Source organism: Neorhizobium sp. P12A (genome assembly GCF_008365395.1).
GTDB lineage: Bacteria > Pseudomonadota > Alphaproteobacteria > Rhizobiales > Rhizobiaceae > Rhizobium.
On sequence record NZ_QOVX01000005.1, the window covers coordinates 40,618 to 63,549 of the forward strand.

The window sequence follows — 22,932 nt, forward strand, 5'->3', positions numbered from 1 at the left end:
CCCTTGCATTCTTCTTAGCCGAAGCGTGTGATAAATTTAAGTTGGATTTACTGATTGTTGCGATAAGTTCCGGTTATGAAGAACCTAACATTGAAACAGCTCCGATATTTTGAAGCCTTGGTCCGTCACGGCCGTTTTCGTCTCGCAGCCCATGCCTGCGCGATCTCTCAGCCGGCCCTGTCGATGCAGATCAAGGAACTCGAGGAAGACCTCGGAAACGAGCTTTTTGAACGCAGCGCACGGGAAGTGAAACTCACCGCCTTCGGCCAGACGTTTGCGTCGCGAGCCCGTGAAATCCTTCGCGCCGTCGACGAGTTGGAGGATCTCGCCCGCGCCGCCCACAATCCCTTTCTTGCGCGCCTTCGCATCGGGATTATTCCAACCGTCGCTCCCTATCTTCTGCCTGCCATTATAAACGAGTTGAACAGGACATTCGATGGCATTCAAATCGAGGTGCGCGAAACCCAGACGGCGAAGCTGATCCAGGAATTGGCACAAGGCGACCTCGATCTTGCGATCGTCGCCCTCCCGGTCTCGGAACCGTCATTGACCGAACTCAAGCTCTTCGAAGAAGAGTTCGTCCTGGTCCGGCACCTCGAAGACGAGGGCAAGCCGGTCCCCGACCGGGATATGCTGCGCGAGATGCGATTGCTTCTGCTGGAGGAGGGCCACTGCTTCCGCGATCAGGCGCTATCCTTCTGTCGAATCGGCTCTGCGCGGCCGCGCGAAATCATGGAGGGCAGTTCTCTTTCCACCCTGGTTCAGATGGTGAGTGCCGGCATCGGCATCACTTTGATCCCTGAAATGGCGATCCCGATGGAAACACGCTCGGCCCAGATCTCGATATCCCGGTTTCGATCTCCCCAGCCCTCGCGCACGATCGGAACGATCTGGCGCAACTCGACGCCGCTGGTCAAACAGCTGCTGGAGATATCGGAAGTAATTCGCCATGCGGCTGATACCATGCGCGGACAGCCCGGATATAGTCCCTGAGCCATCACGCCAGCTTCATTCACCTCTTCCGTCTTGAATTTTGGCGCTGATCTTGCCAACTCTCGGCGCGATCATTTGATTTTCGAAGGAGAATAAAGACACATGACCACTGCAGCAGAAAAGCCCGCCGAGAGCCACGTCTTTGAAGCCGACGTCGCCCGTCTTCTGCATATGATGGTTCATTCGGTTTATTCGGACAGAAACGTCTTCCTACGGGAGCTGATTTCGAATGCCGCCGACGCCTGCGAGAAGCTGCGCTACAAGGCGATCGAAACGCCGTCTCTCCTTGGAACCGATGTCGAGAGCCGTATCACGATTACGCTCGACGAGGAGAAGCAGCAACTCATCGTGGAGGATAACGGCATTGGCATGAGCCGCGAGGAGATGGTCGAGGCGCTTGGCACCATCGCCCGATCGGGAACGCGAGCTTTTATAGAGCGGATCGAAGCAAGCAAGGCCAATGAGGGCGCCCAGCTGATCGGTCAATTCGGCGTCGGCTTCTATTCCTGCTTCATGGTGGCCGAGCGTGTCGACGTGATCTCGCGCCGCGCCGGCTCGCAGGAAGCCTCGCACTGGTCCTCCGACGGCAAAGGCAGCTACACCGTCAGCCCTGTAGACACCGCGGAAGCGCCTGCACGCGGCACCCGCATCACCCTCCATCTGATGGAGGATGCGAAGGAATATACGTCTCGCTGGACCGTCGAGCGCATCGTCAAGGAACAGTCCGGCCACGTGCCTGTTGCAATCCGCCTCTTCGACAAACCCGGCAGCGAGCCGGTGCAGGTAACTGATGGCACCGCCCTTTGGACCAAGTCGAAGAATGAAGTGACGAAGGACGAATATACGGATTTCTACCGCGGCACTTCAGGCCAGTATGACGAACCGGCACTCACCGTGCACTTCCGAGCGGAAGGACGGCACGAATATACTGCACTGGCATTCGTTCCAAGCTCGCAGCCTTTCGACATGTTCGATCCCGATCGCAAGGGGAGAATGAAGCTTTACGTCAAACGTGTCTTCATCACGGACGATGCCGAACTCCTGCCCCGCTATCTCCGCTTCGTACGCGGTCTCGTCGATACCGCCGACCTCCCGCTCAATGTTTCGCGAGAGATGATTCAGGAAAGTCCAATCCTGTCCTCGATCCGCAAGGGTGTCACAAGCAGAATCATCAGCGGCATCGAAAAGCTCGCGGAAACCGAGGCCGACAGCTTCCTCAAGCTCTGGGAGAATTTCGGGCCGGTTCTCAAGGAAGGCATCTACGAGGATTTCGAGCGACGCTCCCAGCTCCTGGCACTCTCACGATTCCGCACGACATCCTCGGGCGAAGGCTATCGCTCCCTCGGCGACTACGTGAAGGACGCAAAGGACGGTCAGAGCGCTATCTATTATCTCGCCGGCGGCAGTCTGGAGCAGCTGAAATCATCGCCGCAGTTGGAAGGTTTTCGCGCCCGCAGCGTCGAGGTTCTGCTGCTGACGGATTCGATCGATAGCTTCTGGGTCATGAACGCGCCGGAGTTTGAAGGCAAAACGTTCAAATCGATCACACAGGGCTCGGCGGATCTGTCTGAATTCCCCAAGACGGACAGCCAGCAAGCGGTCGAGCCGGAAATGGCCGCAAGCACGCAGGCTTTCATTGCTTTCGCCAAGGATAAGCTTGCCGATCAGGTGGCCGATGTGCGGGCATCCGATCGTCTGACTGAAAGTGCCGTCTGCCTCGTTGCCCCGGAAGAGGGCTACGACCGCCAGATGGAAAAGATCCTGCAGGGCGCCGGGCGACTCCAATCCGTCACCAAGCCGATCCTGGAGATCAATCCGGATCATCCCACGATCAAAGCGATCGCGGCTGGGGAAGGCGACCTGCCGTTCCGCGAAGACGCAGCACTGCTGCTGCTCGATGAAGCGCGTATCCTCGACGGCGATAAGCCGGCCGATCCCCGCGCTTTCGCCGAGCGCCTGGCACGCGTATTCGAAAGGGCTGTGCGGTAATAGCTGATGAGGCAGGGGCGATATCGCACCTTGCCTCATTTGGACTTAAGTGGCCTGCCGATGGGATTGCTTCCATCAAGCGAGATATTTCACGCAAAGGGCTCGGTCGGGCTCTTTGACGGGAGCGTAAACCACTCCGGGCCATTTTCCGTCATGTGGATATGGTCTTCCAGGCGAATGCCGAAAGCTCCAGGGCACACGATCATCGGCTCCACGGAAAAACACATGCCTTCCGCCAGCGGCAGGCGGTTTCCGCGCACGATATAGGGATGTTCGTGAATGGAGAGACCCAAGCCGTGGCCGGCCCGGTGCGGCAGGCCGGGAAGGCGATAGTCGGGTCCGAGGCCTTGGCGCTCGAGTACGGCGCGCGCGGCATTGTCGAGACCTTCACATGGAGCCCCGATTTTTGCGGCGTCAAAGACCGCCTGCTGTGCTTCGCGCTCCAGGTTCCAGATGCGGGCGACCTCTGATGTCGGCTCTTCCAGCGTATAGGTCCGCGTCAGGTCCGAATGATAGCCGTCGAGACGGCAGCCGGTGTCGACGAGGATGACGTCGCCTGCTGCGAGCGTCTGGTCACCGTCTGCACCATGTGGCAGCGAGGTCGCAAGACCGAAGGAGACGATGCAGAAGCTTGAACCTTCGGGAGCGCCGAGGAGGCGATGCTGCTCATCGATATAGCGGACGACTTCGGAGGCCCGGATGCCGGGCTTCATCAGGGCATGCGCCCGGCGATGCACTTCGAGCGTCAGGCCCATGGCGTACCGGATGATATCGATCTCGGCCTTCGATTTTCTGACGCGGATATCGCGAACGATCGCGCCGCCATCGACAAGACGGTCAGCACCGAATACGCCCGCCAGCGAATGATAGACGAAAAGTGCGATTTCCTCGTCGAGCCCGAGCTTGCCGTTCGCAGGGATGAGATCGGCAATCAACTGAGAGCTGCTTTCGTGCTCTTCCCAGGCGGCAATCTCGCCGGCCAGACGGGGAAGCGTCTCGATGCGGGAGCACTCGAAACCGGGTGCGATATAGATGAGCTTGGTCGGCGTAACGAGAGCGCCGACCAAGCGTTCGCTCGGGTGCCAGACGAGGCCGGTAAAGTATCGCAGGCTCTCGGTAGAGCCAAGAAGGAAGGCGGCTAGGCCCGCAGCCTCCATGCTCTGGCGAAGATGCGCAAGACGCTCCTGCCGCTCTTCGTCGGTGATGCGGGCTACAGGATGCGACCAGTTCGAAACGTCGGTCATTGGCTGTCCTTTACTTTGCTGAAATCCTGACGTGCGTGCGGCGGGTAGACATCGCGGTCTCCGCTAAAATCTGTAGGGAGAAAACGGTGAAAGATCGATGGCAGGCTTCTCTCCCGCAAGCAGGTTCGCAACGAGACGAGCCGTTCCGGCAGACTGTGTGAGACCCAGATGGCCATGACCGAAGGCATAGATCACCGCCGGAGTGCTGAGCGCGCGGCCGATCGCGGGCAGGCTGTCGGGTAGTGACGGCCTAAATCCCATCCACTGCACGCCGTTCTCGGGCTTCAATCCCGGCAGAAAAGCCTGCGCCTTCTTCAGCATTGCTTCCGACCGCTTGAAATTTGGTGGCAGATCAAGGCCACCCAGTTCCACCGCGCCACCGACGCGGATGCCGGTGGATAGTCGCGTCACGACGAAACCATGGCCGCCGAAGGTGAGCTGTGTCCGCAGATCGAAAGCGCCCGAGGGCAGCGTGGTGTTATAGCCGCGCTCGGTTTCAAGCGGGATCCGGTCTCCGATCGTTCGCGCGATCCGGTGCGAGAACGCGCCTGCCGAAACCACGACCTGCTTCGTGTGCCGTGTTGTCCCCTCCTTGGTCACGATATCGACGCCGCCCTCGACGGACCGCAAAGCGACCACTTCCGCCGTTTCTATCCGACCGCCTCGTTTGCGGAAATGATCCGCCAACGCGAGCGTATAAAGCTTTGGATCGGCGATCGAATACCAGCCGGGCGTGAACGTGCCATGGGTGAAACGGGAGGCGAGACCCGGCTGTATTGCGGCCATGCGGGCTGCGTCGAGATGATGGAACTCGATGCCGTGCTGCTCGCGGACCTTCCAGCCTGGCAGCGAGGCATTCAATTCGGTCTCGCTTTCATAAAGCTGGAGATTGCCTTCCTTCCGCAGCATCGACATCGTTCCGGTTTCCTGCAGGAACGGCTCGAGCGCGGCCTTCGACAGGTCCATCAAAGCAGTTTGCGCCGCCGTTGAATGCGCGACCCGACCGGGCGAGCAGGCACGCCAGAACTGAAACATCCAGGGAGCGATCCTGAGCGCATAGGCGGGCGGTATCGTCAGCGGGCCGAGTGGATCCAGCAGCCATTTCGGCGCTTTCTTCAAAATGCCCGGAGAGGCGAGCGGCAGGATGTCGGTGAACGCAAATGCGCCGGCATTGCCCGCCGACGCGCCGGCGGCCGGGCCCTGTCGATCCAGAACTGTGACCGCAAATCCGCGCTGTTGTGCGACAATCGCAACGGATAGTCCGACAACACCTGCACCAATTACAGTAAGCTGAGATTCGGTCTGACTGGTCATCATGCCTCTCTGGAGAGCCAGCGAAAATTGCTCGCGTCTGATTTTCGTATACTTTATGTATGCAGACATCAACTGCCTTTGCCATCGCGGCAAGGCTCTAATCGGTGAAAGATCCATGGGGGAGAAAATGAACTTGACCTTCGATGAGCTACGTGACCGCGTCGAGGCGATCTTCCGCAATGCGGGCCTCAACGCCATTCAATCCGGCCCGCTCGCCAGCGTCATCGCCCGTGCAGAACGCGATGCCTGCAAATCGCATGGAATCTATCGGGTCGAGGGCATCCTGCGCACGGTGAAGGCAGGGAAAGTGAAACCGGATGCCGTGCCGGAACTAGCCACACAGCCGGATTCCGCGATCGTCAGGGTGGACGCCAAGGGCGGGTTCTCCAACCCGGCAGTCGAGCTCGGCGTGCCCGCGGTTGCCGTGCAGGCGCGTAAACATGGTCTGGCCGCCCTCGTCATCAACGATTGCACTCATTTTGCGGCCCTGTGGCCGGATGTCGAGGCTTTGACGGAACAAGGGCTTGCGGCGCTCGCCATGTGTCCCAGCTATTCGACGGTCGCTCCATCAGGAGGCAAGCTGCCGCTTCTCGGCACCAATCCGTTTGCGTTCGGCTGGCCGCGCGAGGGCAAAGAGCCCTATGTCTTCGACTTCGCCACCTCCATGGCCGCTCGCGGCGAGATCGAATTGCACCGGCGCGCAGGCAAGGCACTCCCGGAAGGCTGGGCGATCGGGCCGGATGGTGAACCGACCATCGAACCGGAAGCCGCACTTGCCGGCGCCATGCTCCCATTTGGCGGGCACAAGGGCTCGGCGATCGGCACGATGATTGAATTGCTTGCCGGGATAATGATCGGCGACCTGACGAGCCGGGAGGCGCTGGATTATCTCGGCACCACCGCGCTCGCGCCAGCGCACGGCGAACTCATTGTCGCCTTTTCTCCGCAAGCCTTCGCCGCCGGCCGGCCGGGTGATCCGTTTGCCCGTGCGGAGCTTCTGTTCGAAGCGATTGCAGGCCAGGGCGCCCGCCTGCCCTCTCAACGTCGATTCGCCGCCCGCGCGATGTCCGAGACTGATGGAATCGTCCTGAACGAGCAGGAGATGCAGCAACTTGAGCGTCTCCGCACCCTCGGGCTCGATGCCGTCGATTAGTCGGATATCTCGGCCTGCTTTCGACTGCACATCAAACAAAAAGGCCCGCCGATGAGGCGGGCCTTGATTCATTTCGCCATCAGTTGAAGCTCAGGGCTTCGACTTCTCGACTGCACCCGGAAGCTTGCTCCACTCGGCGTACCAGCTGTTGAACAGTTTGAACTGAGCTTCGACATAGCCGCGTTGGCTTTCGGACAGTGCATCCGTCTCGTTGAAGTGGAGCGTATATTCCTTGGCGCCCTTCAGCACCATCATGTGCTTGAAGTAGAGAACGAGGTCCGGTCCTTCATCGAAGGACGAGAGGACGGCAAGTGCCTGTTCCAGTTCCTGCGCACGCTGGCGAGCGTCGACGTCGCCTGCTGCAGCAGCCTGCGAAAGGTTGCAGAGGTGGATGACTTCCTTCGGAAGCACGTTTCCGATGCCGGTGATGGCGCCGGTCGCACCGCAATTCACGAAACCGTGGAACACTGCGGTATCGACGCCGATCATCAGCGAAACGTCATCGTCGCGGCTGGTAATGTTTTCGGCCGCATAGCGCAGATCGGCAGGGCCGCCGAATTCCTTGAAGCCGACGAGGTTCGAATGCTCCGCGCGCAGTGCGAAAAACAGGTCAGCGCGCGTGGCAAAGCCGTAATAGGGGCTGTTGTAGATGACCGCCGGGAGGTCTGGTGCTACAGACAGGATCGCCTTGAAATGGGCCTTTTGCGCAACCAGCGACGGACCGCGAGACAGAACGCGCGGGATGACCATCAAGCCCTGTGCGCCGACTTTTTGCGCGTGTGCAGCGTGGGCAACTGCCGAGGCCGTGTTGACCGCGCCCGTGCCGACGATGACGGGTATGCCGGCTTTGACGAGACGTCCGACGCCTTCCATGCGCTGCTCGTCGCTCAGAAGCGGCCAATCACCCATGGAGCCGCAATAAACGACAGCCGACATGCCTGCAGCAATGAGCTCCTTGCCCTTGCGAACCATCGATTCAAAATCCGGGCTGCGGTCTTCCTTGCAGGGGGTCATGAGCGCCGGAACGACGCCGGAAAAGATCTTGGCTTTCATTCTAATTCCTCTTGGACTGGCAGGCCTCATGACACGATTGTCCGCCTGGAAGGCCGAGCCTTGCGTTACTAATAGCGTCTTGTATTCTATTTGTCGACAGAAAAGGTGCGCCAGCTCGAAGATCGAGGATTCCGGCGACGACGACGGTTATTGGTCTTGGTTTGGATGGCGGCTTGACTAGCCTGCGACCTTCGTCGACAAATTGCATTCAAGCCCGTGGTTGGCTATCGGAGAAAAATATCAGGCATGGCGCATATCGAACCCGAGGAAAGCGATGTTCGCCGCGCGCGCGGCACCGGCACTCAAAGTGTCTATACGGTGCTGCGCAAAGAGATTCTCGACATGACCCTGCCGCCTGGAGACGCACTGGAAGAAGTCAGGCTTTCGGAACGTTTCGGTATGTCCCGCACCCCGGTCCGCGAGGCACTGCTGAGGCTTTCCGGCGAGGGCTTGGTCACGACGTTGCCGAACCGCAATACGATCGTCTCACAGATAGACTTCGCGACGCTACCAACCTATTTCGATGCCCTGACGCTGATGTACCGCGTGACCACCCGTGGTGCAGCGCAACGTGCAAGACATGAGGCCATGGCCGACATCAGGAGATGGCAGCAGGAATTTGCCGCCGCCGTTGTCGCCCATGACGCCTTGGCGATGATCGAGGCGAATCGTGAATTCCACGTTGCGATTGCCGAACTCGCCGGCAACCCCTATTACACGGTTTTCTTTAGCCGGCTCCTCGATGAGGGACGGCGCATCCTCAGGCTCTATTACCGCACCTTCGACGATCGCCTGCCTCGGCAGTATGTCGACGAACACGAGGAGATGATCGCGGCGATCGAAGCTCGGAACGTCGAGCTTGCCGACAAGCTTGCCGCCAAACATGCCGAGCAGATCGTCAAGCAGATCCAGGATTATCTGGCGCGCGACCTTGCAGATCCGATCGATCTTTCCGCCAGCTGAGCGAGTGAACGCCCTAACCGGGGCGTCTCATCTCTCGATCTGCGAAACGTGATTGAGCGCGATTACCCATTTGTCGTCGCGTTTGCGCATCAGCCGGGTGTTGACCCCCGTCTGGCCGCCCGCGGCACGCACGAGATTGTAATTGCTGATGAGCTGCGCGGCATCCGGAGCCAGCATCTCGATGCGGATATTCGAGAAGGCTAGTTCCCCCTGCGAGCCCGGAGAGCCGCCGTAATCCGCGATATAGTGAGCCAGCGTCGACTGCCAGTCCTTCTGGATGCGGCCGCGGGATACGAACACCACATCAGGATTGGCAAAGCCGGCCATGTAGCCGTGGAAATCGCCACGGTTCCAGGCTGCCTGCATGTCCGAGATAACGGTGCGGATAGCGTCTTGTTCAGCATTCACGGACATTTCGAACTCATGCCTCTTCAATAAGATTGGTTTCAGTGACGAGGTCTTCTTCCTGTCGCTGGCGCTTGATCAGAACTTCCTGCGCTGCCGAAACGAGATGCCGGCGCAACGCATTTTCGGCTGCCTTCGGATCCTGGTCGAGAATCGCGTCGACGATCTGCTGATGCTCGTTGCAGGAGCGCTTGAGGCGACCCTTGTCCTTGAGCTGATACTTGCGAAAAGGCGCAAGCTTCAGCCTCAAGGTCTGAGCCGCAGCGATCAGATCACTATTATGGCTGCCCTGGAAAAGAAGGCTGTGGAAACGGGTGTTCAACTCATTATAGGCGGCGTGCTCGCCTTCTTCGGCGAGCACATTCATTTCGCGATGGATGTTTTCGAGCTCCGCGCGCTCGCTCATCGTCATTCGATGGGAAGCGAGCCGGCCGCAGGTCGCCTCGAGCTCAGCCATGGCTTCGAACATCTCATCGATCCGCTGGGCCGAAATCTGCGTGACAACGACGCCCTTGTATGGCTCTCGCTCTGCCAATCCGCGCCCACAGAGAATATGCAATGCCTCGCGCACCGGTGTCCGCGATACATTGAATTGCGCAGCGATGGATGCTTCATCAAGGCGCGAGCCTGCCGGAATTGCACCGTTGATCACGGCATCTTCGAGCTGTTCGGCGATGAAATCGCTGCGACTTTTCCTGCCGGGAGCCCCTGTATCCAGCATTTTCTTATCCTTTGTCGTGGCGCTTACCCCTCGTGCGCCCGTTTTTTATGATTATGCGAGCGCACAGAATTTTACACAATCTGCTTGCAACCGGCACAACAAATATACAATATGTCCACAGAGATCGCATGGCAATGATATTTTTTTGGCCCTCCGGATATGAGGGCTTGTATATAATTTGGCGGCTAACGGCTTACATTGTCGACAAACTCTGGAAGGAGGCGACATTGGGCCGGCGGCGGCCGATAGGGAGTTGGAACTAAAATGACTTTTACCACACGGCCGGAACTGAGGGGCACGTTCGGTGCTGTTTCCTCCACGCATTGGTTGTCATCCGCCGTCGGCATGTCGATGCTCGAAAAGGGGCACACAGCCTTTGACGCAGCGGTCGCAGCCGGTTTCGTGCTGCAGGTCGTGGAACCGCATTTGAATGGTCCGGGCGGTGAAGTACCGATCATCGTCACGCCGGCCGGCGCGGATAAGCCAATCGTGATCTCCGGGCAGGGACCTTCTCCCTCCAAGGCGACGGTCAAGTATTTCAGGGATCTCGGTCTCGACATCATTCCGGGCACCGGCCTGCTTGCAGCCTGCATTCCCGGCGCATTCGGCGCCTGGCTGACGCTCCTGCGTGACTATGGCACCGCCGAGCTCGAAGACGTGCTCGCTCCCGCCATCTACTATGCGCAGAACGGCCATCCGCTGGTGCCGCGCATCGCCAATACGATTGCGTCGATGCGTGAGCTTTTCGAAACACATTGGCCGAGCTCCGCCGAACTTTACCTGCCGGGCGGCAACGCACCGCAATCCGGCAAGCTCTTCCGCAATCCATATGTTGCCGCGCTCTATCAGCAGATTATCGACCAGACCAAATCGGCAAAGACGCGCGAGGCGCGCATCGATGCCGCCCTCGACTTCTGGTATCGCGGCCCGATCGCCGAGCGTATCGAAGAATTCTGCGCGACCGAAGAGGTGTGGGACGTTTCGGGCCGCCACCACAAAGGCCTCATTACCGCCCAGGACATGGCCGACTACAAGCCGCTGATCGAGCAGCCGGTTTCGGTCACCTATGGCGACTACGAGATCTTCAAATGCGGTCCCTGGTCGCAAGGTCCGGTGCTTCTGCAGATGCTGCAGATCCTGAAGGGCACAGATATCGCCGATCTCGATCCGATGAGCGCCGATTTCGTGCATCTCGTCGTCGAGACCGCCAAGCTTGCCATGGCCGATCGTGATGCCTGGTATGGCGACAGTTCCGACGTACCGCTCACAACGCTGCTGTCTTCCGGCTATGCCGATAGCCGTCGCGCCTTGATCGGCAGCACCGCATCTATGGAAGTGCGCCCCGGTTCGCCGGACGGGCGCAAGCCCACTCTGCCGCCGCTGCGTGCGGTGGGTACCATTCCGCAGCCGGGCCTCGGCGGCGGCGAACCCACCGTGGCGCGCGAACCGAAGCTTCCGAACGACCGGGAAGGCGAACCGAGCCTCACCCGCGAAGGCGCACAGCGCGGCGACACCGTGCAGGTGAGCGCGGTCGACCGTTGGGGCAACATAGTTTCGGCAACGCCTTCCGGCGGTTGGTTCCAGTCGAGCCCGGTCATTCCGGGTCTCGGTTTCAGCCTCACCACCCGCGGCCAGATGTTCTGGCTCGAGGAAGGCCTGAATTCCACGCTGATGCCGTCCAAGCGGCCGCGCACCACGCTGACGCCATCGACCGCTTTCCGAAATGGGCAGCCCTATATGGCCTTCGGCACGCCGGGCGGCGACCAACAGGACCAGTGGCAGCTGACCATGCTTCTGCGCCACATCCACAAGGGAATGAACCTGCAGGAGGCGATCGACGCCCCCTCCTTCCATACCGACCATCTGCCGAGCTCCTTCTGGCCGCGCGAAATCAGTTTCGGCGCCGTCACGCTGGAATCCCGCTTTCCGGAAGCGATGCAGAAGGAACTGGCGGCACGCGGACACAAGATCACGATCGGCGACGCCTGGTCGGAAGGACGACTTGCCGCCGTCGCAAGAGAGATGGACGGCGAAATGCAATTGGTAAAGGCCGGCTCCAACCCGCGTGGAGTGCAGGGTTACGCCGTCGCTCGGTGATGCCGAGACAGCAATGAAAACAAGAGAGGAACAAAGATGAAGCCATTATATGTTGCACTCGCAGCCGGCCTGACCCTGAGCGGCCTTGCGGTATCTGTCGCCCCAGCTGCTGCGGCTCAATCGGTGCTGCGGATCGGCCTTCAGGACGATCCGGATACGCTTGATCCGGCTTCCAACTGGAGCTTTGTCGGGCGCCACGTCCTGCAGTCGCTTTGCGACAAGATCGTCGACGTCGATGACAATGGCCAGATCATCCCGATGCTTGCGACGAGCTGGGAATGGAATGCAGACAGCACCGCGCTGACGCTCAAGCTCCGCAAGGACGCACTCTTCCACGACGGCACCAAGGTCGACGCGGCTGCGATCAAGTACAATCTAGATCGCGACCTGAACCTGAAGATCTCCCGCCGCAAGCCCGAGATCAGCGCAATCAGCAGCGTCGACGTGGTGGACGACTACACGGTCAAGATCAACCTCAAGGAACCCTCCGTTCCCTTGCTTGCCGCGCTCAGCGACCGCGCCGGCATGATCATCAGCCCGAAAGCCGGCGAAGCACTTGGCGAGAAGTTCACCAACGCCCCGGTCTGCTCCGGCCCTTACAAATTCGTGGAACGCCTCCCGCAGGATCACATCACGCTGGAGAAATTCCCGCAATATTACGACGCGGCGAAATACCATTTCGACCAGATCATCTTTAAGGGCATGCCGGACTCCAACGTCCGCCTGCTGAACCTGCGTTCGGGACAGCTTGATCTGATCGAGCGTCTGGCAGCGACCGACGTCGATGCCGTCAAGGCCGACCCCTCGCTTGCCGTCGATCCCGTCGTAGGCCTCGGTTACTATGGCATCACCTTCGACATCACCGGCGAGGGCGCCAACCTCGATGCCGGCAAGAAGGCGGCTATCCGTGAGGCCGTCAGCCTTGCGATCGACCGCGACGCCATCAACAACGTCGTCTTTGCCGGTCAGGCAAGCCCCGGCAACCAGCCTTTCCCGCCGACGAGCCCTTACTACGACAAAGACTACCCGGTTCCGACGCGTGACCTGGATGCTGCCAAGAAGAAGATGGAAGAGGCCGGCGTGAAGTCCGTCAATCTGGAACTGCTCGTTCCGACTGACGCCGAGCGCCAGCAGGTGGCCCAGCTCGTCCAGGCGATGGTCCAGGAAATCGGCATCACCGTCACGATCAAGCCGACCGAGCTGATGACGCTGCTTGATGTCGCCCGGCAGGGCAAATTCCAGTCCCACCTTGTCGGCTGGAGCGGTCGCGTCGATCCCGACCTCAACATCACGCCGATGCTGGCCTGCGGCGCAGCCGGCAACGACGCGCATTACTGCAACAAGGAGCTCGACGAGACACTGACCAAGGCCCGCGCCATCAGCGATGTCGAGGCCCGCAAGAAGGAATACAACAAGGCAGTCGCGATCCTGCTCAAGGACCTGCCGATCGTCTACATGTATCACTCGCAGTGGATCTTCGCGCATAACGCAAACATCACCGGCTTCAAGGCCAACCCGGACGGCATCATTCGCCTGACTGATGTCAGCCGCAAGAACTAAGTCTGCGCCTGGTTTGATGAGCACATCCCAACCTTTGGATCAAAACCCATCAGCCCGATCTCCTCGGGCTGATGACGCTGCTTCGTCCATCCTCGATATCTCGGACCTGGGCGTCGTCTTCCAGGGAGACGACCGGACCGTGACTGCTGTCGATGGCGTCAGCTTTTCCGTCAAGAAAGGACGCACCCTTGCCATCGTCGGTGAATCCGGCAGCGGCAAGAGCGTCACATCGCTTGCCGTCATGCGACTTCTGCCCGAGCACACGGCGCGCATTACCGGCAGTGTCGATTTCGACGGCCAGCAGCTTCTGGACCAGACGAAAGGCGCCATGCGCCGCCTCCGGGGCAACCGGCTGGCAATGATCTTCCAGGAACCGATGACCTCGCTCAACCCTTCCTACACGGTCGGCGAGCAGATCAACGAAGTCATCCTGCGCCATAGCAGCATGTCCAAGAAAGAGGCGACGGAACGGGCGATCGCCATGCTGAAGCTGGTGCGCATCCCCTCGCCCGAGACCCGATATCATCAATATCCGCACAATCTCTCCGGCGGCATGCGTCAACGCGTGATGATCGCGATGGCGCTCGCTTGCGATCCGGAGCTTCTGATTGCCGACGAGCCGACCACGGCGCTGGATGTGACCATCCAGGCGCAGGTGCTTGAGCTGATGCGCGAACTGCAGCAGAAGACCGGAACCGCCATCATCCTCATTACCCACGATCTCGGCGTCGTTGCCGAATCCTGCGACGATGTGGTCGTCATGTATGCCGGGCAGGTTGTGGAGCAATGTTCCGTCGAGCAGCTTTTCACCTTCCCGCAGCATCCCTATACGGTCGGCCTGCTCGGCTCACTGCCGCGCCTTGACGAACGGCGCGAGCGGCTTGTCGCGATTACCGGCACCGTCCCCGACATGGCCAATCCGCCATCGGGCTGCCGCTTCCAGGCGCGCTGTCCGTTCCGCGTCGAAAAATGTGCCGACATGCCCGATCTCATGGAAATTTCGGCAGGTCACTTCAGCCGCTGCTGGCGTGCGCCCATGGAGGATCTCGTTCCATGACCCAACCTTCTTCCTCCTCATCGGCCGCAAAGCCGATCATCGAAGTCCGCGGGCTCGGGAAAAACTTCATCATCAAGCGCAGCCTGCTCGGCCGTCCGCTGGCGCAAGTGGGTGCCGTCGATGATGTCACCTTTTCCCTGATGCCGGGCGAGACGCTGGCGATCGTCGGGGAATCCGGCTGCGGCAAGTCGACCCTTGGACGGCTCCTGATGCGTCTCATCCGGCCGACCGCCGGCGAGGTCCTGATCGACGGGCAGGACGTTACAAACATCAGCAATGCGGCGATGCGCCAGCAGCGGCGGCATATTCAGCTGATCTTCCAGGATCCCTATGCCTCGCTCAACCCGCGCATGACGATCGCGCAGACGGTTGCCGAGCCGCTGATGCTGCATAATATCGTGCCGGCAGGCCAGCGCGCCAAGCGGGTCGCAGAACTTCTGGAAATGGTCGGCCTTCGCCCCGAACAGGCAAACCGTTATCCCCACGAGTTTTCGGGCGGTCAGCGTCAGCGCGTCGTGATCGCGCGCGCGCTCGCTTCGGAACCGAAAGTGATCATCTGCGACGAAGCCGTTTCCGCTCTCGACGTCTCGATCCAGGCGCAGATCCTCAATCTGCTGAAGGATCTGCAGAAGCGGCTCGGGCTCGCATTCGTCTTCATCTCGCACGACCTCGGTGTGGTGAAGCACATTTCCGATCGCGTCGCGGTCATGTATCTCGGCAAGGTGGTCGAGATCGGCGCATCTGACCTGATATTCGAAGCGCCACGCCACCCTTATACGCGCGCGCTTCTTTCGGCGATTCCCGTTGCCGCGCCGCCCAGCCGTCAGCGCTCTCGCGCAGCACGGCTCCATGGCGACCTGCCAAGTCCGCTGTCCCCGCCGTCGGGCTGCTGCCTGCATACGCGCTGCCCCTATGCCCGGCCGGAATGTCAGACCGTCAGCATGGCGCTGCATACCGAAGAGAACGGCCACGCCAACGCCTGTGCCTTCTGGAACGAATTGCCTGATGAGGACGCGACAGGACCCGTTCGCGAACCCCGAAATCCAAAGCTCGAAAAGCTGTTTGCAGCCTTCGAAGCCATGGCCATCAAGCCAGTGCAGCCCACGGCAGGAGGTTGAACCATGTCATCGCTTCTTTTGCGCCGTCTGCTGCAACTCATCCCCACGATCATCCTGCTGTCGATGATCATCTTTTCGCTTCAGCACCTCTTGCCGGGCGATCCCGCATTGATCCTGGCAGGCGACAATCCCGATGAGGCGACGCTCGCGGCCATTCGCGCCCAGTATCATCTCGACCAGCCGCTCGTCGTCCAGTATCTCTTCTGGATGAAAGGCGTGTTGTCGGGAGACCTTGGCGAATCCATGCGCCATAACTTACCCGTCCTCAGCCTTATCCTCCTAAAGTTGCCAGTGACGCTGCAACTCGCGGTCATGGGCATTATCGTCGCACTCGTGCTCGGCATTACCGGCGGTGTCATTTCCGCGCTGAAGCAGAATACGGCGATCGACTATGTGACGAATGTCGTGTCGCTCGCTGGTATCTCGGTGCCGAACTTCTGGCTCGGCATCATGCTCATCCTGCTCTTTTCCGTTCATCTCGGGTGGCTTCCGGCATCGGGCTTTGTCAGCCCATGGGAAGACTGGCGGATGAGCCTCGCGACGACGATCATGCCCGCCTTCATGCTTGGCATGGCGATCGCCGGCGTCATCATGCGCCATACGAGAGGAGCAATGTTGCAGGCGCTCGAGAGCGATTACGTGCGCACCGCGCGTGCAAAGGGCCTGAGCGAGTGGGTCGTGGTCTTCAAGCACGCGATGCGCAACGCGCTGACGCCGATCATCACGCTCGGAGCGCTTGAATTCGGCGCACTTCTATCCGGCGCGGTCCTGACGGAGCAGATCTTCACGATCCCAGGCTTCGGCAAGCTGATCGTCGATGCGGTCTTCACGCGCGATTATCCGGTCGTGCAGGGCGTCGTCCTCGTCACCTCGCTCTTCTACATCATCCTCAATCTGCTGGCGGATATAGGATATATTCTCGTCAACCCGCGATTGAGAGGCTGATCATGCTGACGGTTACGCAATCCAAGGCCTCGACCAATTCGGTGACACGTTTCTTCCAGAGCCGCCTGTGGCGGCGGCTTGCCAGGCGGCGCAGCGCGCTTCTCGGCCTCGTCGTCGTGCTGTTCATGGTATCCGTCGCGGTCTTGGCACCGCTTCTTTCCCCCTATGACCCGGCGGCACAGAGCTGGACCGCCGTGCGCAAGGCGCCGTCCGCTCTTCACTGGATGGGAACGGACGAGGCAGGTCGCGACATTCTTTCCCGCATCGTCTGGGGCACGCGCGCTTCACTGTTGGCGGGCCTGACATCCGTCGGCATTGCCATGGCGATCGGCGTGCCGCTCGGGCTTGCCGCCGGCTTCCTTGGCGGCATCGTCGATGGTTTCATCAGCCGATTTACCGATGCGATGCTCGCCTGCCCGTTCCTGATCCTGGCGATCGCCTTCGCCGCCTTCCTTGGTCCGAGCCTGACCAACGCAATGCTGGCGATCGGCATTACCGCCACGCCGCTCTTCATCCGCCTGACGCGTGGCCAGGTTCTGTCCATCAAGGCCGAGGAATATGTGGAGGCGGCAAGTGCCGTGGGCAACCCGCAATGGCGCATCGCAGTCCGGCATATCCTGCCGAACATCCTGCCGCAGTTGATCGTTCAGGCAACGCTGACCATTGCTTCCGCAATCATCGCCGAGGCCAGCATGTCCTTCCTTGGTCTCGGCCTGCAGCCGCCGGCTCCCTCCTGGGGATCAATGCTGAACTCCGCACAGCGCTTCCTCAGCAACGCACCATGGATGGCGATGTGGCCGGGTCTGGCGATTTTCATGACGGTGCTATCGTTCAATCTGCTCGGCGACGGCCTGCGCGACGCGCTTGATCCTCGTTCCAAATAACCAATGCGACGCTCCCCATAAACAGACGAGACGTGCCTAGGGAGCGTCGCCGATAGACTGGCTGATGCGCACACCCGCCGTCGCAATGTGAACATGCATGGCCTGCTCCGCAGCGTGGGGATCTCGGGCCGCAATCGCAGCGACGATCGCTTCGTGCTGGCGGACCATTTCTTCGCTGACGCCTTTGGTGAAAACCCGCGTTCTTGAGCTGACCCAATGATGCTCCTTTCGCACCGAATTGATCAGCCGGAATACGCCCCAGAACATGGTGTTTCGAACGCTCTCGGCAATCTTCGTATGGAACGCGCTGTCCCATTGCTCGTATTCTCGCGGGCTTGTGGCCTGCGCGGCCTTTCGAATGAAGAGCCTCATCTGATCGATGTCATTTGGCGTGGCGCGTGTTGCCGCAAAACGGGCAAGCACAGGCTCGATTTCCAGTCTGACCTCAATGAGGTCATGCGGACTGGTGCGGTTGGTCAATGACTTCAGGCTGGTGGACTTCGGGCCGACTTCGCGGACGAAGGTGCCCAGTCCCTGCTTTCGAAACAGCAGCCCCTCTCCCTCGAGCTCGTTCAGGGCTTCTCGGACAGCGCGCCGCCCGATTCCGAAGTGCTCACTGAGCTCCCGCTCCGGCAGCAGCCTCTCATCCGTAATGAAACGCTCGTCCGTCGTCGCGATCGCCGCGCGCAGTTCATCGAGCAGATTTTGCTTGGCTTTCACGGGCACAATCATTCCTCATATTGGGGCCCGCATCCTGAACCATTACAAACCAATCCGCAAGATAAGCACGGTGCCAATTTTTGGGGCAATTCAGTATCCATGCCTTCTTTATTCGGCAAACTTCGCCCAAAACCGCTTGACTAACCCACATCCATGACCAACAAATACTTCAATCGCAGTCTCAAGACTTAACGAGATCGCCAAAAATTTCATGAACCAATTTAAATTGGTTCGCTAAAAAGGGAACGAAATGGACAGACGTACTTTCATGAAACTTACGGCTTCGGCCGCATTTGCCGCGCCGGTTTTGGGCTCAGCCAGCCTCGCTTTTGCGCAAACGAAGCCTGAATCGCTCGCCATGATGACTTGGGGCGGACTGTGGGGCGACGGCATGGCCAAATATGTCGACGCGCCTTTTGCCGCGAAAACGGGCGTCAAGATCACACAGGATCGTGGGTCAAGCCCGGTCGAGCGCATCACCAAGCTGAAGATCAGTCTCGACAACCAGGTCTACGATCTCGTGCAACTGCATGACGGCGTAGTTCCGCTGGCAGAGGCGCAGGGCGTCCTGGAAGATCTGGATCCGAATTCACCGAATCTTTCGTTCCTTGCCGGGGTGCCGGATCGCTTCAAGCGCAAGGGCTGGGTGGCGATGATCTACTCTGCGCTCGGCATCGCCTATAATCCGGACCTCGTGAAAAAGCCGCCGACAAGCTTTGCCGATTTGTGGAGCGAAGACTACCGCGGTTCGATCGTCCTTCCGGAAATCACGCATTCCATCGGTCCCTACGTCATTCCGATCGGCGCGCTGGCCGCCGGAAAGGATGCGAAGGATGCAGATGCCGGCTTCGACATGCTGAGCAAGATGGCTGCTCTTGACCCGATCTGGGCCAAGGATACGGACACGATCATGAGCGCGTTGGTAAACGGGGAAGCCGCCGTCGGCCTGCTCTACAAGTCCCAGACCTACACCGTGCTTCAACAGGGTGGCAAAGTGGAATGGGTCTTCCCGAAGGAAGGCGCGATCTCATACATGTCCGGCACGAGCATTGCCAAGAACGCCAAGAACAAGGCGCTTGCCGAGCAGTATGTGAACATGACGATCGATCCGTCCACACAGGGCTGGGTCGCCCAGGTGTTCAACTACGGCGGCACACATCCGGATACGCTGTCCAAGCTCCCGGTCGAGCTACAGCAGAAGGTGCAGTTCTCTCCGGAGGAGACGGCACGCATCATCGACCTTGATCAGGAATTCATGTCCGCCAACCGCGGTCAGTGGACCGATCGCTGGAATCGCATCGTTTCCGGCGGCTGAGAACCCCATACGCGGCGGCTTGGCGGCCGCCGCGCCGAACAGCAGGAATACTAATCTCATGACGATTTTCAGGCTGGCTGACCGCGGCGCGTTCACCGGTATCCCCTTGGTATTTCTCAATCGGTGTCGAGCGCATCAGCTTCCGGCAGATGATGACGCCGGCGGCTTCGCTGTCGGTGGAAGAGCGGCAGAGGCCGCCGGGAAGCTCGGCTTGACTGGCGTAGCCGGTGATGGCGCGCTCGCAACCCATGCGCCGCCACGCATCGCGATCTATAGCGGCGAGGCCATCGGTTATCCCTATTGGGCCTATTATGCCCACGCGTTGCTCAGTCTCGGGCTGACCTTCTCTGCCCTTGACGGCAGGCAGATTGTCGAGGAAGCGTTATCCGAGTTTGATCTGCTCATCATGCCGGGCGGTTTTGCAACCTGGGGACTCGACCGGGCAGAAAGTCTCCCCGGTATCGATGCGGCAATTCGTGCCTTCATTTCCGAGGGCGGAGCCTTTATCGGCTCCTGTGGTGGCGGTTTCTATGCCTCCGACGGTCGGCCTGGCTGGCTGGGCGCGATCGACGCAACGCCGAACTATACGCAGGAATATCTTTCCACCGGCGCTGCGATCCTCGGCATCTCCATTACCGATCCAGTGCTGGGGCGCGGCCTGCCGGAGGCAGTCGAACTGCCCTATTATCACGGACCCGTCTATTCGAACTCGAAGCGGTCGGCCGTCTCACTCGGGCATTTTAGAAACTTCATTTCCGAAAGCCGGCTCTTCATCGACAATCCGCTGGCGGCATCGCTATTCGACCGCGAGATGAAGAACTCGCCCGCAATCCTGTCCGGCGATCTCGGCAAAGGCAAAGTCCTCGTGTTTTCGCCACATCCCGAAATGGGCGAATTCCTGCGCAAGGGCATCGTGCTGGAAGCCTATGTCCGGCGGTTCCTGCCCATACGCGGCTTCAAGGTGATGGACGAGACGCTGCGCTTCTTCATGAAGGAAGACTGTGCGGGTTTTCGGCTGATCTATAATGCGCTTGTCTATCTCGGCCTGTTCGCAAGGCATGATGGCACCGCCCCTGCAACGGTCGAGACGACGTCGCCGGACGAACTTCTGCAGCTGCTCGACGGGCTGGATGCAGTACTGAAAACGTCCTTTGGTGCGCTGGAGGCTCTCTCGCTCGCGGAAACGGATGAGATGACTATTCTGCTCTCGGCCGAATTCGACAGGCTGAAGCAGGAATGGCAGGACGTGCTGGCAGCTGTCCGCGACGAATGTGCCGGCGGCGCCATCGATGCGCAGTTGGCCCATGCCCTTATCGGCGTCCTGCAGGCGTCGATCGCCTCGCTGGATATCCGGTCGAAACTTACCGAAACCCTTGTATTGACTGAATTGCCGGTCAGGCTGTGCGCTGCGGGACTGCGTGTCATGCGGTGTGACAATGCCTTGGAGAACATGCCATGAAACCCGATAATCTGGCGCAGGCAAACGCATTCGACGTCCGGTTCGTTTCAGTCGAGAAGTCTTTCGCGACAATAACCGCGCTGCACTCACTGGATCTCGAAATCGAACGCGGAACGCTGTTTGCACTGCTGGGACCAAGCGGATGCGGCAAGACGACCACGCTCCGCCTTATTGCAGGCTTCGAACAGCCGACTGGGGGACACGTATTCATCCGCGGCAAGGATGTGACGGGAATCCCGGCCTACAAGCGAAGCTTCGGCATGGTTTTCCAGAACTTTGCCCTCTTTCCCCATCTAAGCGTGGCTGAGAACGTAGCGTTCGGCTTACAGATGCGGCACGTCGCTAAGGACGAGATCCGCCGGAAGGTCGGCGCTGCGCTTGATCTCGTCGCGCTCGGCAAATTTGCCGACCGTTATCCGCGTCAGCTATCCGGCGGTCAGCAGCAGCGCGTCGCGCTAGCGCGCGCCGTGGTGTTCGAGCCTGACGTCCTGTTGCTCGACGAACCGCTCAGCGCGCTCGACAAGATGCTGCGCGAGCAGATGCAGGTGGAGATCCGTCAGCTACAGCGGCGCCTTGGCATGACCACTGTCTTCGTTACCCATGATCAGGAAGAGGCGCTGACCATGTCGGACCGGGTTGCTGTCATGAACCATGGCCGCATCCAGCAGGCAGGCGCGCCCAAAGACATCTACGACCGGCCACGCACCGAATTCGTCGCAACCTTTCTCGGCGCCAGCAATATTCTCGAAGGGCAAGTACGCGGGCGCGAGGGAAATGCGGCCGTGGTCGATCTTGCCGGCAATCTCGTACACATTGCGGGCACGGCGGCAAGCGGAGGAAAGCTGCGTTTTGCTCTCCGCCCCGAGAAAATCGTGCTCGATCCGCAAAGCGGCATTCGCGCGGTGGTGAAGGACGTCATCTATCGAGGGGCTCAGACATTCCTCTACCTCGATATGGGCGGAATAGCTCTGAACGCGGTCCTGCAGAATACCGCAGCCGTGCCTGCGGAAATAGAAGCAGGGGCTTCGGTTGGGCTCTCATGGGAAACGGCAAGTGCGGTTGCGCTGGAGGAAGCGGCATGAGCAAACTCTTGCCGAGTTCCGCCCTGTTCTACGCCGTTGCCTTGCCGCCGCTCATAATCCTTGGCCTGTTTTTTGTCGTTCCGCTTTGCTATCTGCTCTTCGTCAGCTTCATGACGAATTCGGGAACGTCGCTCTTCGACCTGAAGCCGACGCTCCTCAACTACACCGAAATATTCACGGACTCCTTCTACCTGCTGATCATCGAGCGGACGCTGCTGTCGACGGCCATCGTCCTCATTCTATGCCTGCTGATCGGGTATCCCGTCGCATTCTATGCGGCCCGGCTTTCTCCGCGCGGCCGCATGCTCATGCTGATGGTGATGATGGTGCCGCTGATGGTGAGCAATGTCGTCAGGGCCTATGGCTGGGTCGCCATCCTCGGGCGGCGCGGCGTGGTCAGCAGCGCCCTCACGGGCGTCGGCCTCATCGAGCGACCGGTGCAATATCTCTATTCGTTCCAGGCTGTGACGCTCGGCCTGCTGACGATCCTCCTGCCCTTCATGATCGTATCGCTAACCAACTCGCTGAGCACCATCGATCAGCGATACACGGAAGCCGCCCATTCGCTTGGCGCCGGTCCGTGGCGCTCGTTCCTGCGGGTTACGCTGCCGCTCTCAAGCCCCGGCATTGCATCGGGCCTCATGCTGGTGACATTCCTGACGCTGAGCGCCTATGTGACGATCGCCCTCCTGGGTGGGCCACGCTACAAGCTTCTGGTCAGCCTGGTCTTCGACAGCGTCACCACCTTCCGGTGGCCGCGGGCCGCTGCCCTCTCCTTTGCATTGCTGATTATCGCGCTGATTATTGCGGTGCTCATCCAGCTTCTCATTCGGCCGCAACGCGTACAGGGAAAGGGTTGA

General features: G+C 60.0%; 20 protein-coding genes. 14 read left to right on the forward strand and 6 right to left on the reverse strand.

From position 1 onward, the window contains the following. The first annotated feature begins 75 nt into the window (after positions 1-75). Entirely contained in the window at positions 76-993 is a 918-nt protein-coding gene (locus DTW90_RS16530) for a hydrogen peroxide-inducible genes activator (protein WP_132523219.1), read from the forward strand. A 102-nt stretch (positions 994-1,095) separates the two neighbouring features. Further along, positions 1,096-2,982 (forward strand): molecular chaperone HtpG, encoded by a 1,887-nt coding sequence (gene htpG / locus DTW90_RS16535; protein WP_149339659.1) that lies wholly within the window; start codon positions 1,096-1,098, stop codon positions 2,980-2,982. 89 nt (positions 2,983-3,071) lie between these two features. Here htpG and DTW90_RS16540 read toward each other — a convergent pair whose 3' ends face one another. Both DTW90_RS16540 and DTW90_RS16545 read right to left on the reverse strand, forming a co-directional pair. Next, on the reverse strand, positions 3,072-4,226 hold the full coding sequence (locus tag DTW90_RS16540) for a Xaa-Pro peptidase family protein (RefSeq protein WP_149339661.1): 1,155 nt from the start codon (positions 4,224-4,226) through the stop codon (positions 3,072-3,074). Between the two features lie 63 nt (positions 4,227-4,289). Next, positions 4,290-5,540, reverse strand: a complete 1,251-nt coding sequence (locus DTW90_RS16545) for an FAD-dependent oxidoreductase (RefSeq protein ID WP_149339663.1) — start codon at positions 5,538-5,540, stop codon at positions 4,290-4,292. Positions 5,541-5,655: 115 nt separating this feature from the next. Between DTW90_RS16545 and DTW90_RS16550 the strand changes: the two genes are divergently transcribed. Further along, complete coding sequence (locus tag DTW90_RS16550; protein ID WP_149339665.1) at positions 5,656-6,693, forward strand: Ldh family oxidoreductase; 1,038 nt, start codon at positions 5,656-5,658, stop codon at positions 6,691-6,693. Positions 6,694-6,783: 90 nt separating this feature from the next. On the opposite strand, the gene DTW90_RS16555 is transcribed toward DTW90_RS16550, so the two are convergent. Beyond that, positions 6,784-7,746, reverse strand: coding sequence for a dihydrodipicolinate synthase family protein (locus DTW90_RS16555; RefSeq protein WP_149339666.1), 963 nt, complete (start codon positions 7,744-7,746; stop codon positions 6,784-6,786). Between the two features lie 246 nt (positions 7,747-7,992). Here DTW90_RS16555 and DTW90_RS16560 point away from each other — a divergent pair, with 246 nt between their 5' ends. Then, positions 7,993-8,709 carry a GntR family transcriptional regulator gene (locus DTW90_RS16560; protein WP_132523207.1) on the forward strand — a complete coding sequence of 239 codons (717 nt, stop codon included), beginning with the start codon at positions 7,993-7,995 and terminating at the stop codon, positions 8,707-8,709. 27 nt (positions 8,710-8,736) lie between these two features. On the opposite strand, the gene DTW90_RS16565 is transcribed toward DTW90_RS16560, so the two are convergent. Beyond that, complete coding sequence (locus tag DTW90_RS16565) at positions 8,737-9,123, reverse strand: nuclear transport factor 2 family protein (RefSeq protein WP_149339668.1); 387 nt, start codon at positions 9,121-9,123, stop codon at positions 8,737-8,739. A gap of 7 nt (positions 9,124-9,130) precedes the next feature. After that, positions 9,131-9,835: a GntR family transcriptional regulator gene (locus tag DTW90_RS16570; RefSeq protein WP_132523203.1), complete on the reverse strand. Its 705-nt coding sequence runs from the start codon at positions 9,833-9,835 to the stop codon at positions 9,131-9,133. Positions 9,836-10,099: 264 nt separating this feature from the next. Here DTW90_RS16570 and DTW90_RS16575 point away from each other — a divergent pair, with 264 nt between their 5' ends. Genes DTW90_RS16575 through DTW90_RS16600 form a run of 6 tightly spaced genes read left to right on the forward strand, consistent with a single transcriptional unit; the run spans position 10,100 to position 17,496 of the window. Beyond that, positions 10,100-11,932 (forward strand): gamma-glutamyltransferase family protein, encoded by a 1,833-nt coding sequence (locus DTW90_RS16575; RefSeq protein ID WP_149339670.1) that lies wholly within the window; start codon positions 10,100-10,102, stop codon positions 11,930-11,932. A gap of 36 nt (positions 11,933-11,968) precedes the next feature. After that, positions 11,969-13,492, forward strand: a complete 1,524-nt coding sequence (locus DTW90_RS16580; RefSeq protein ID WP_132523199.1) for an ABC transporter substrate-binding protein — start codon at positions 11,969-11,971, stop codon at positions 13,490-13,492. 16 nt (positions 13,493-13,508) lie between these two features. After that, a complete protein-coding gene (locus tag DTW90_RS16585) occupies positions 13,509-14,549 on the forward strand; it encodes an ABC transporter ATP-binding protein (RefSeq protein ID WP_149339672.1) in 1,041 nt (346 codons plus the stop codon). Continuing rightward, positions 14,546-15,667: a dipeptide ABC transporter ATP-binding protein gene (locus DTW90_RS16590; protein ID WP_132523195.1), complete on the forward strand. Its 1,122-nt coding sequence runs from the start codon at positions 14,546-14,548 to the stop codon at positions 15,665-15,667. Before DTW90_RS16585 ends, DTW90_RS16590 begins: the two co-directional genes overlap by 4 nt. 3 nt (positions 15,668-15,670) lie before the next feature. Beyond that, a complete protein-coding gene (locus DTW90_RS16595) occupies positions 15,671-16,612 on the forward strand; it encodes an ABC transporter permease (RefSeq protein ID WP_149339673.1) in 942 nt (313 codons plus the stop codon). Between the two features lie 2 nt (positions 16,613-16,614). After that, entirely contained in the window at positions 16,615-17,496 is an 882-nt protein-coding gene (locus DTW90_RS16600) for an ABC transporter permease (protein WP_132523191.1), read from the forward strand. A gap of 36 nt (positions 17,497-17,532) precedes the next feature. Here the strand turns inward: DTW90_RS16600 and DTW90_RS16605 are convergent, their stop codons facing one another. Then, on the reverse strand, positions 17,533-18,216 hold the full coding sequence (locus tag DTW90_RS16605; RefSeq protein ID WP_165927819.1) for a FadR/GntR family transcriptional regulator: 684 nt from the start codon (positions 18,214-18,216) through the stop codon (positions 17,533-17,535). Between the two features lie 250 nt (positions 18,217-18,466). On the opposite strand from DTW90_RS16605, the gene DTW90_RS16610 reads away from it, so the two are divergent. From DTW90_RS16610 to DTW90_RS16625, 4 genes are read left to right on the forward strand one after another with little or no spacing between them, the layout of a single operon-like run. Continuing rightward, positions 18,467-19,531 (forward strand): extracellular solute-binding protein, encoded by a 1,065-nt coding sequence (locus tag DTW90_RS16610; RefSeq protein ID WP_149339675.1) that lies wholly within the window; start codon positions 18,467-18,469, stop codon positions 19,529-19,531. A gap of 58 nt (positions 19,532-19,589) precedes the next feature. After that, entirely contained in the window at positions 19,590-20,990 is a 1,401-nt protein-coding gene (locus DTW90_RS16615) for a BPL-N domain-containing protein (protein ID WP_132523185.1), read from the forward strand. Beyond that, positions 20,987-22,072, forward strand: a complete 1,086-nt coding sequence (locus DTW90_RS16620) for an ABC transporter ATP-binding protein (protein ID WP_132523183.1) — start codon at positions 20,987-20,989, stop codon at positions 22,070-22,072. Before DTW90_RS16615 ends, DTW90_RS16620 begins: the two co-directional genes overlap by 4 nt. Beyond that, complete coding sequence (locus DTW90_RS16625; RefSeq protein ID WP_165927818.1) at positions 22,069-22,932, forward strand: ABC transporter permease; 864 nt, start codon at positions 22,069-22,071, stop codon at positions 22,930-22,932. Before DTW90_RS16620 ends, DTW90_RS16625 begins: the two co-directional genes overlap by 4 nt.

Bases quoted from the DNA above. Each gene is read 5' to 3' on its own strand.
- DTW90_RS16575 (WP_149339670.1), top strand. From the start codon at position 10,100: ATGACTTTTACCACACGGCCGGAACTGAGGGGCACGTTCGGTGCTGTT.
- DTW90_RS16580 (WP_132523199.1), top strand. From the start codon at position 11,969: ATGAAGCCATTATATGTTGCACTCGCAGCCGGCCTGACCCTGAGCGGC.
- htpG (WP_149339659.1), top strand. From the start codon at position 1,096: ATGACCACTGCAGCAGAAAAGCCCGCCGAGAGCCACGTCTTTGAAGCC.
- DTW90_RS16550 (WP_149339665.1), top strand. From the start codon at position 5,656: ATGGGGGAGAAAATGAACTTGACCTTCGATGAGCTACGTGACCGCGTC.
- DTW90_RS16590 (WP_132523195.1), top strand. From the start codon at position 14,546: ATGACCCAACCTTCTTCCTCCTCATCGGCCGCAAAGCCGATCATCGAA.
- DTW90_RS16595 (WP_149339673.1), top strand. From the start codon at position 15,671: ATGTCATCGCTTCTTTTGCGCCGTCTGCTGCAACTCATCCCCACGATC.
- DTW90_RS16600 (WP_132523191.1), top strand. From the start codon at position 16,615: ATGCTGACGGTTACGCAATCCAAGGCCTCGACCAATTCGGTGACACGT.
- DTW90_RS16585 (WP_149339672.1), top strand. From the start codon at position 13,509: ATGAGCACATCCCAACCTTTGGATCAAAACCCATCAGCCCGATCTCCT.
- DTW90_RS16615 (WP_132523185.1), top strand. From the start codon at position 19,590: ATGACGATTTTCAGGCTGGCTGACCGCGGCGCGTTCACCGGTATCCCC.
- DTW90_RS16555 (WP_149339666.1), bottom strand. From the start codon at position 7,746: ATGAAAGCCAAGATCTTTTCCGGCGTCGTTCCGGCGCTCATGACCCCC.
- DTW90_RS16560 (WP_132523207.1), top strand. From the start codon at position 7,993: ATGGCGCATATCGAACCCGAGGAAAGCGATGTTCGCCGCGCGCGCGGC.
- DTW90_RS16625 (WP_165927818.1), top strand. From the start codon at position 22,069: ATGAGCAAACTCTTGCCGAGTTCCGCCCTGTTCTACGCCGTTGCCTTG.
- DTW90_RS16545 (WP_149339663.1), bottom strand. From the start codon at position 5,540: ATGACCAGTCAGACCGAATCTCAGCTTACTGTAATTGGTGCAGGTGTT.
- DTW90_RS16565 (WP_149339668.1), bottom strand. From the start codon at position 9,123: ATGTCCGTGAATGCTGAACAAGACGCTATCCGCACCGTTATCTCGGAC.
- DTW90_RS16530 (WP_132523219.1), top strand. From the start codon at position 76: ATGAAGAACCTAACATTGAAACAGCTCCGATATTTTGAAGCCTTGGTC.
- DTW90_RS16540 (WP_149339661.1), bottom strand. From the start codon at position 4,226: ATGACCGACGTTTCGAACTGGTCGCATCCTGTAGCCCGCATCACCGAC.
- DTW90_RS16610 (WP_149339675.1), top strand. From the start codon at position 18,467: ATGGACAGACGTACTTTCATGAAACTTACGGCTTCGGCCGCATTTGCC.
- DTW90_RS16570 (WP_132523203.1), bottom strand. From the start codon at position 9,835: ATGCTGGATACAGGGGCTCCCGGCAGGAAAAGTCGCAGCGATTTCATC.
- DTW90_RS16620 (WP_132523183.1), top strand. From the start codon at position 20,987: ATGAAACCCGATAATCTGGCGCAGGCAAACGCATTCGACGTCCGGTTC.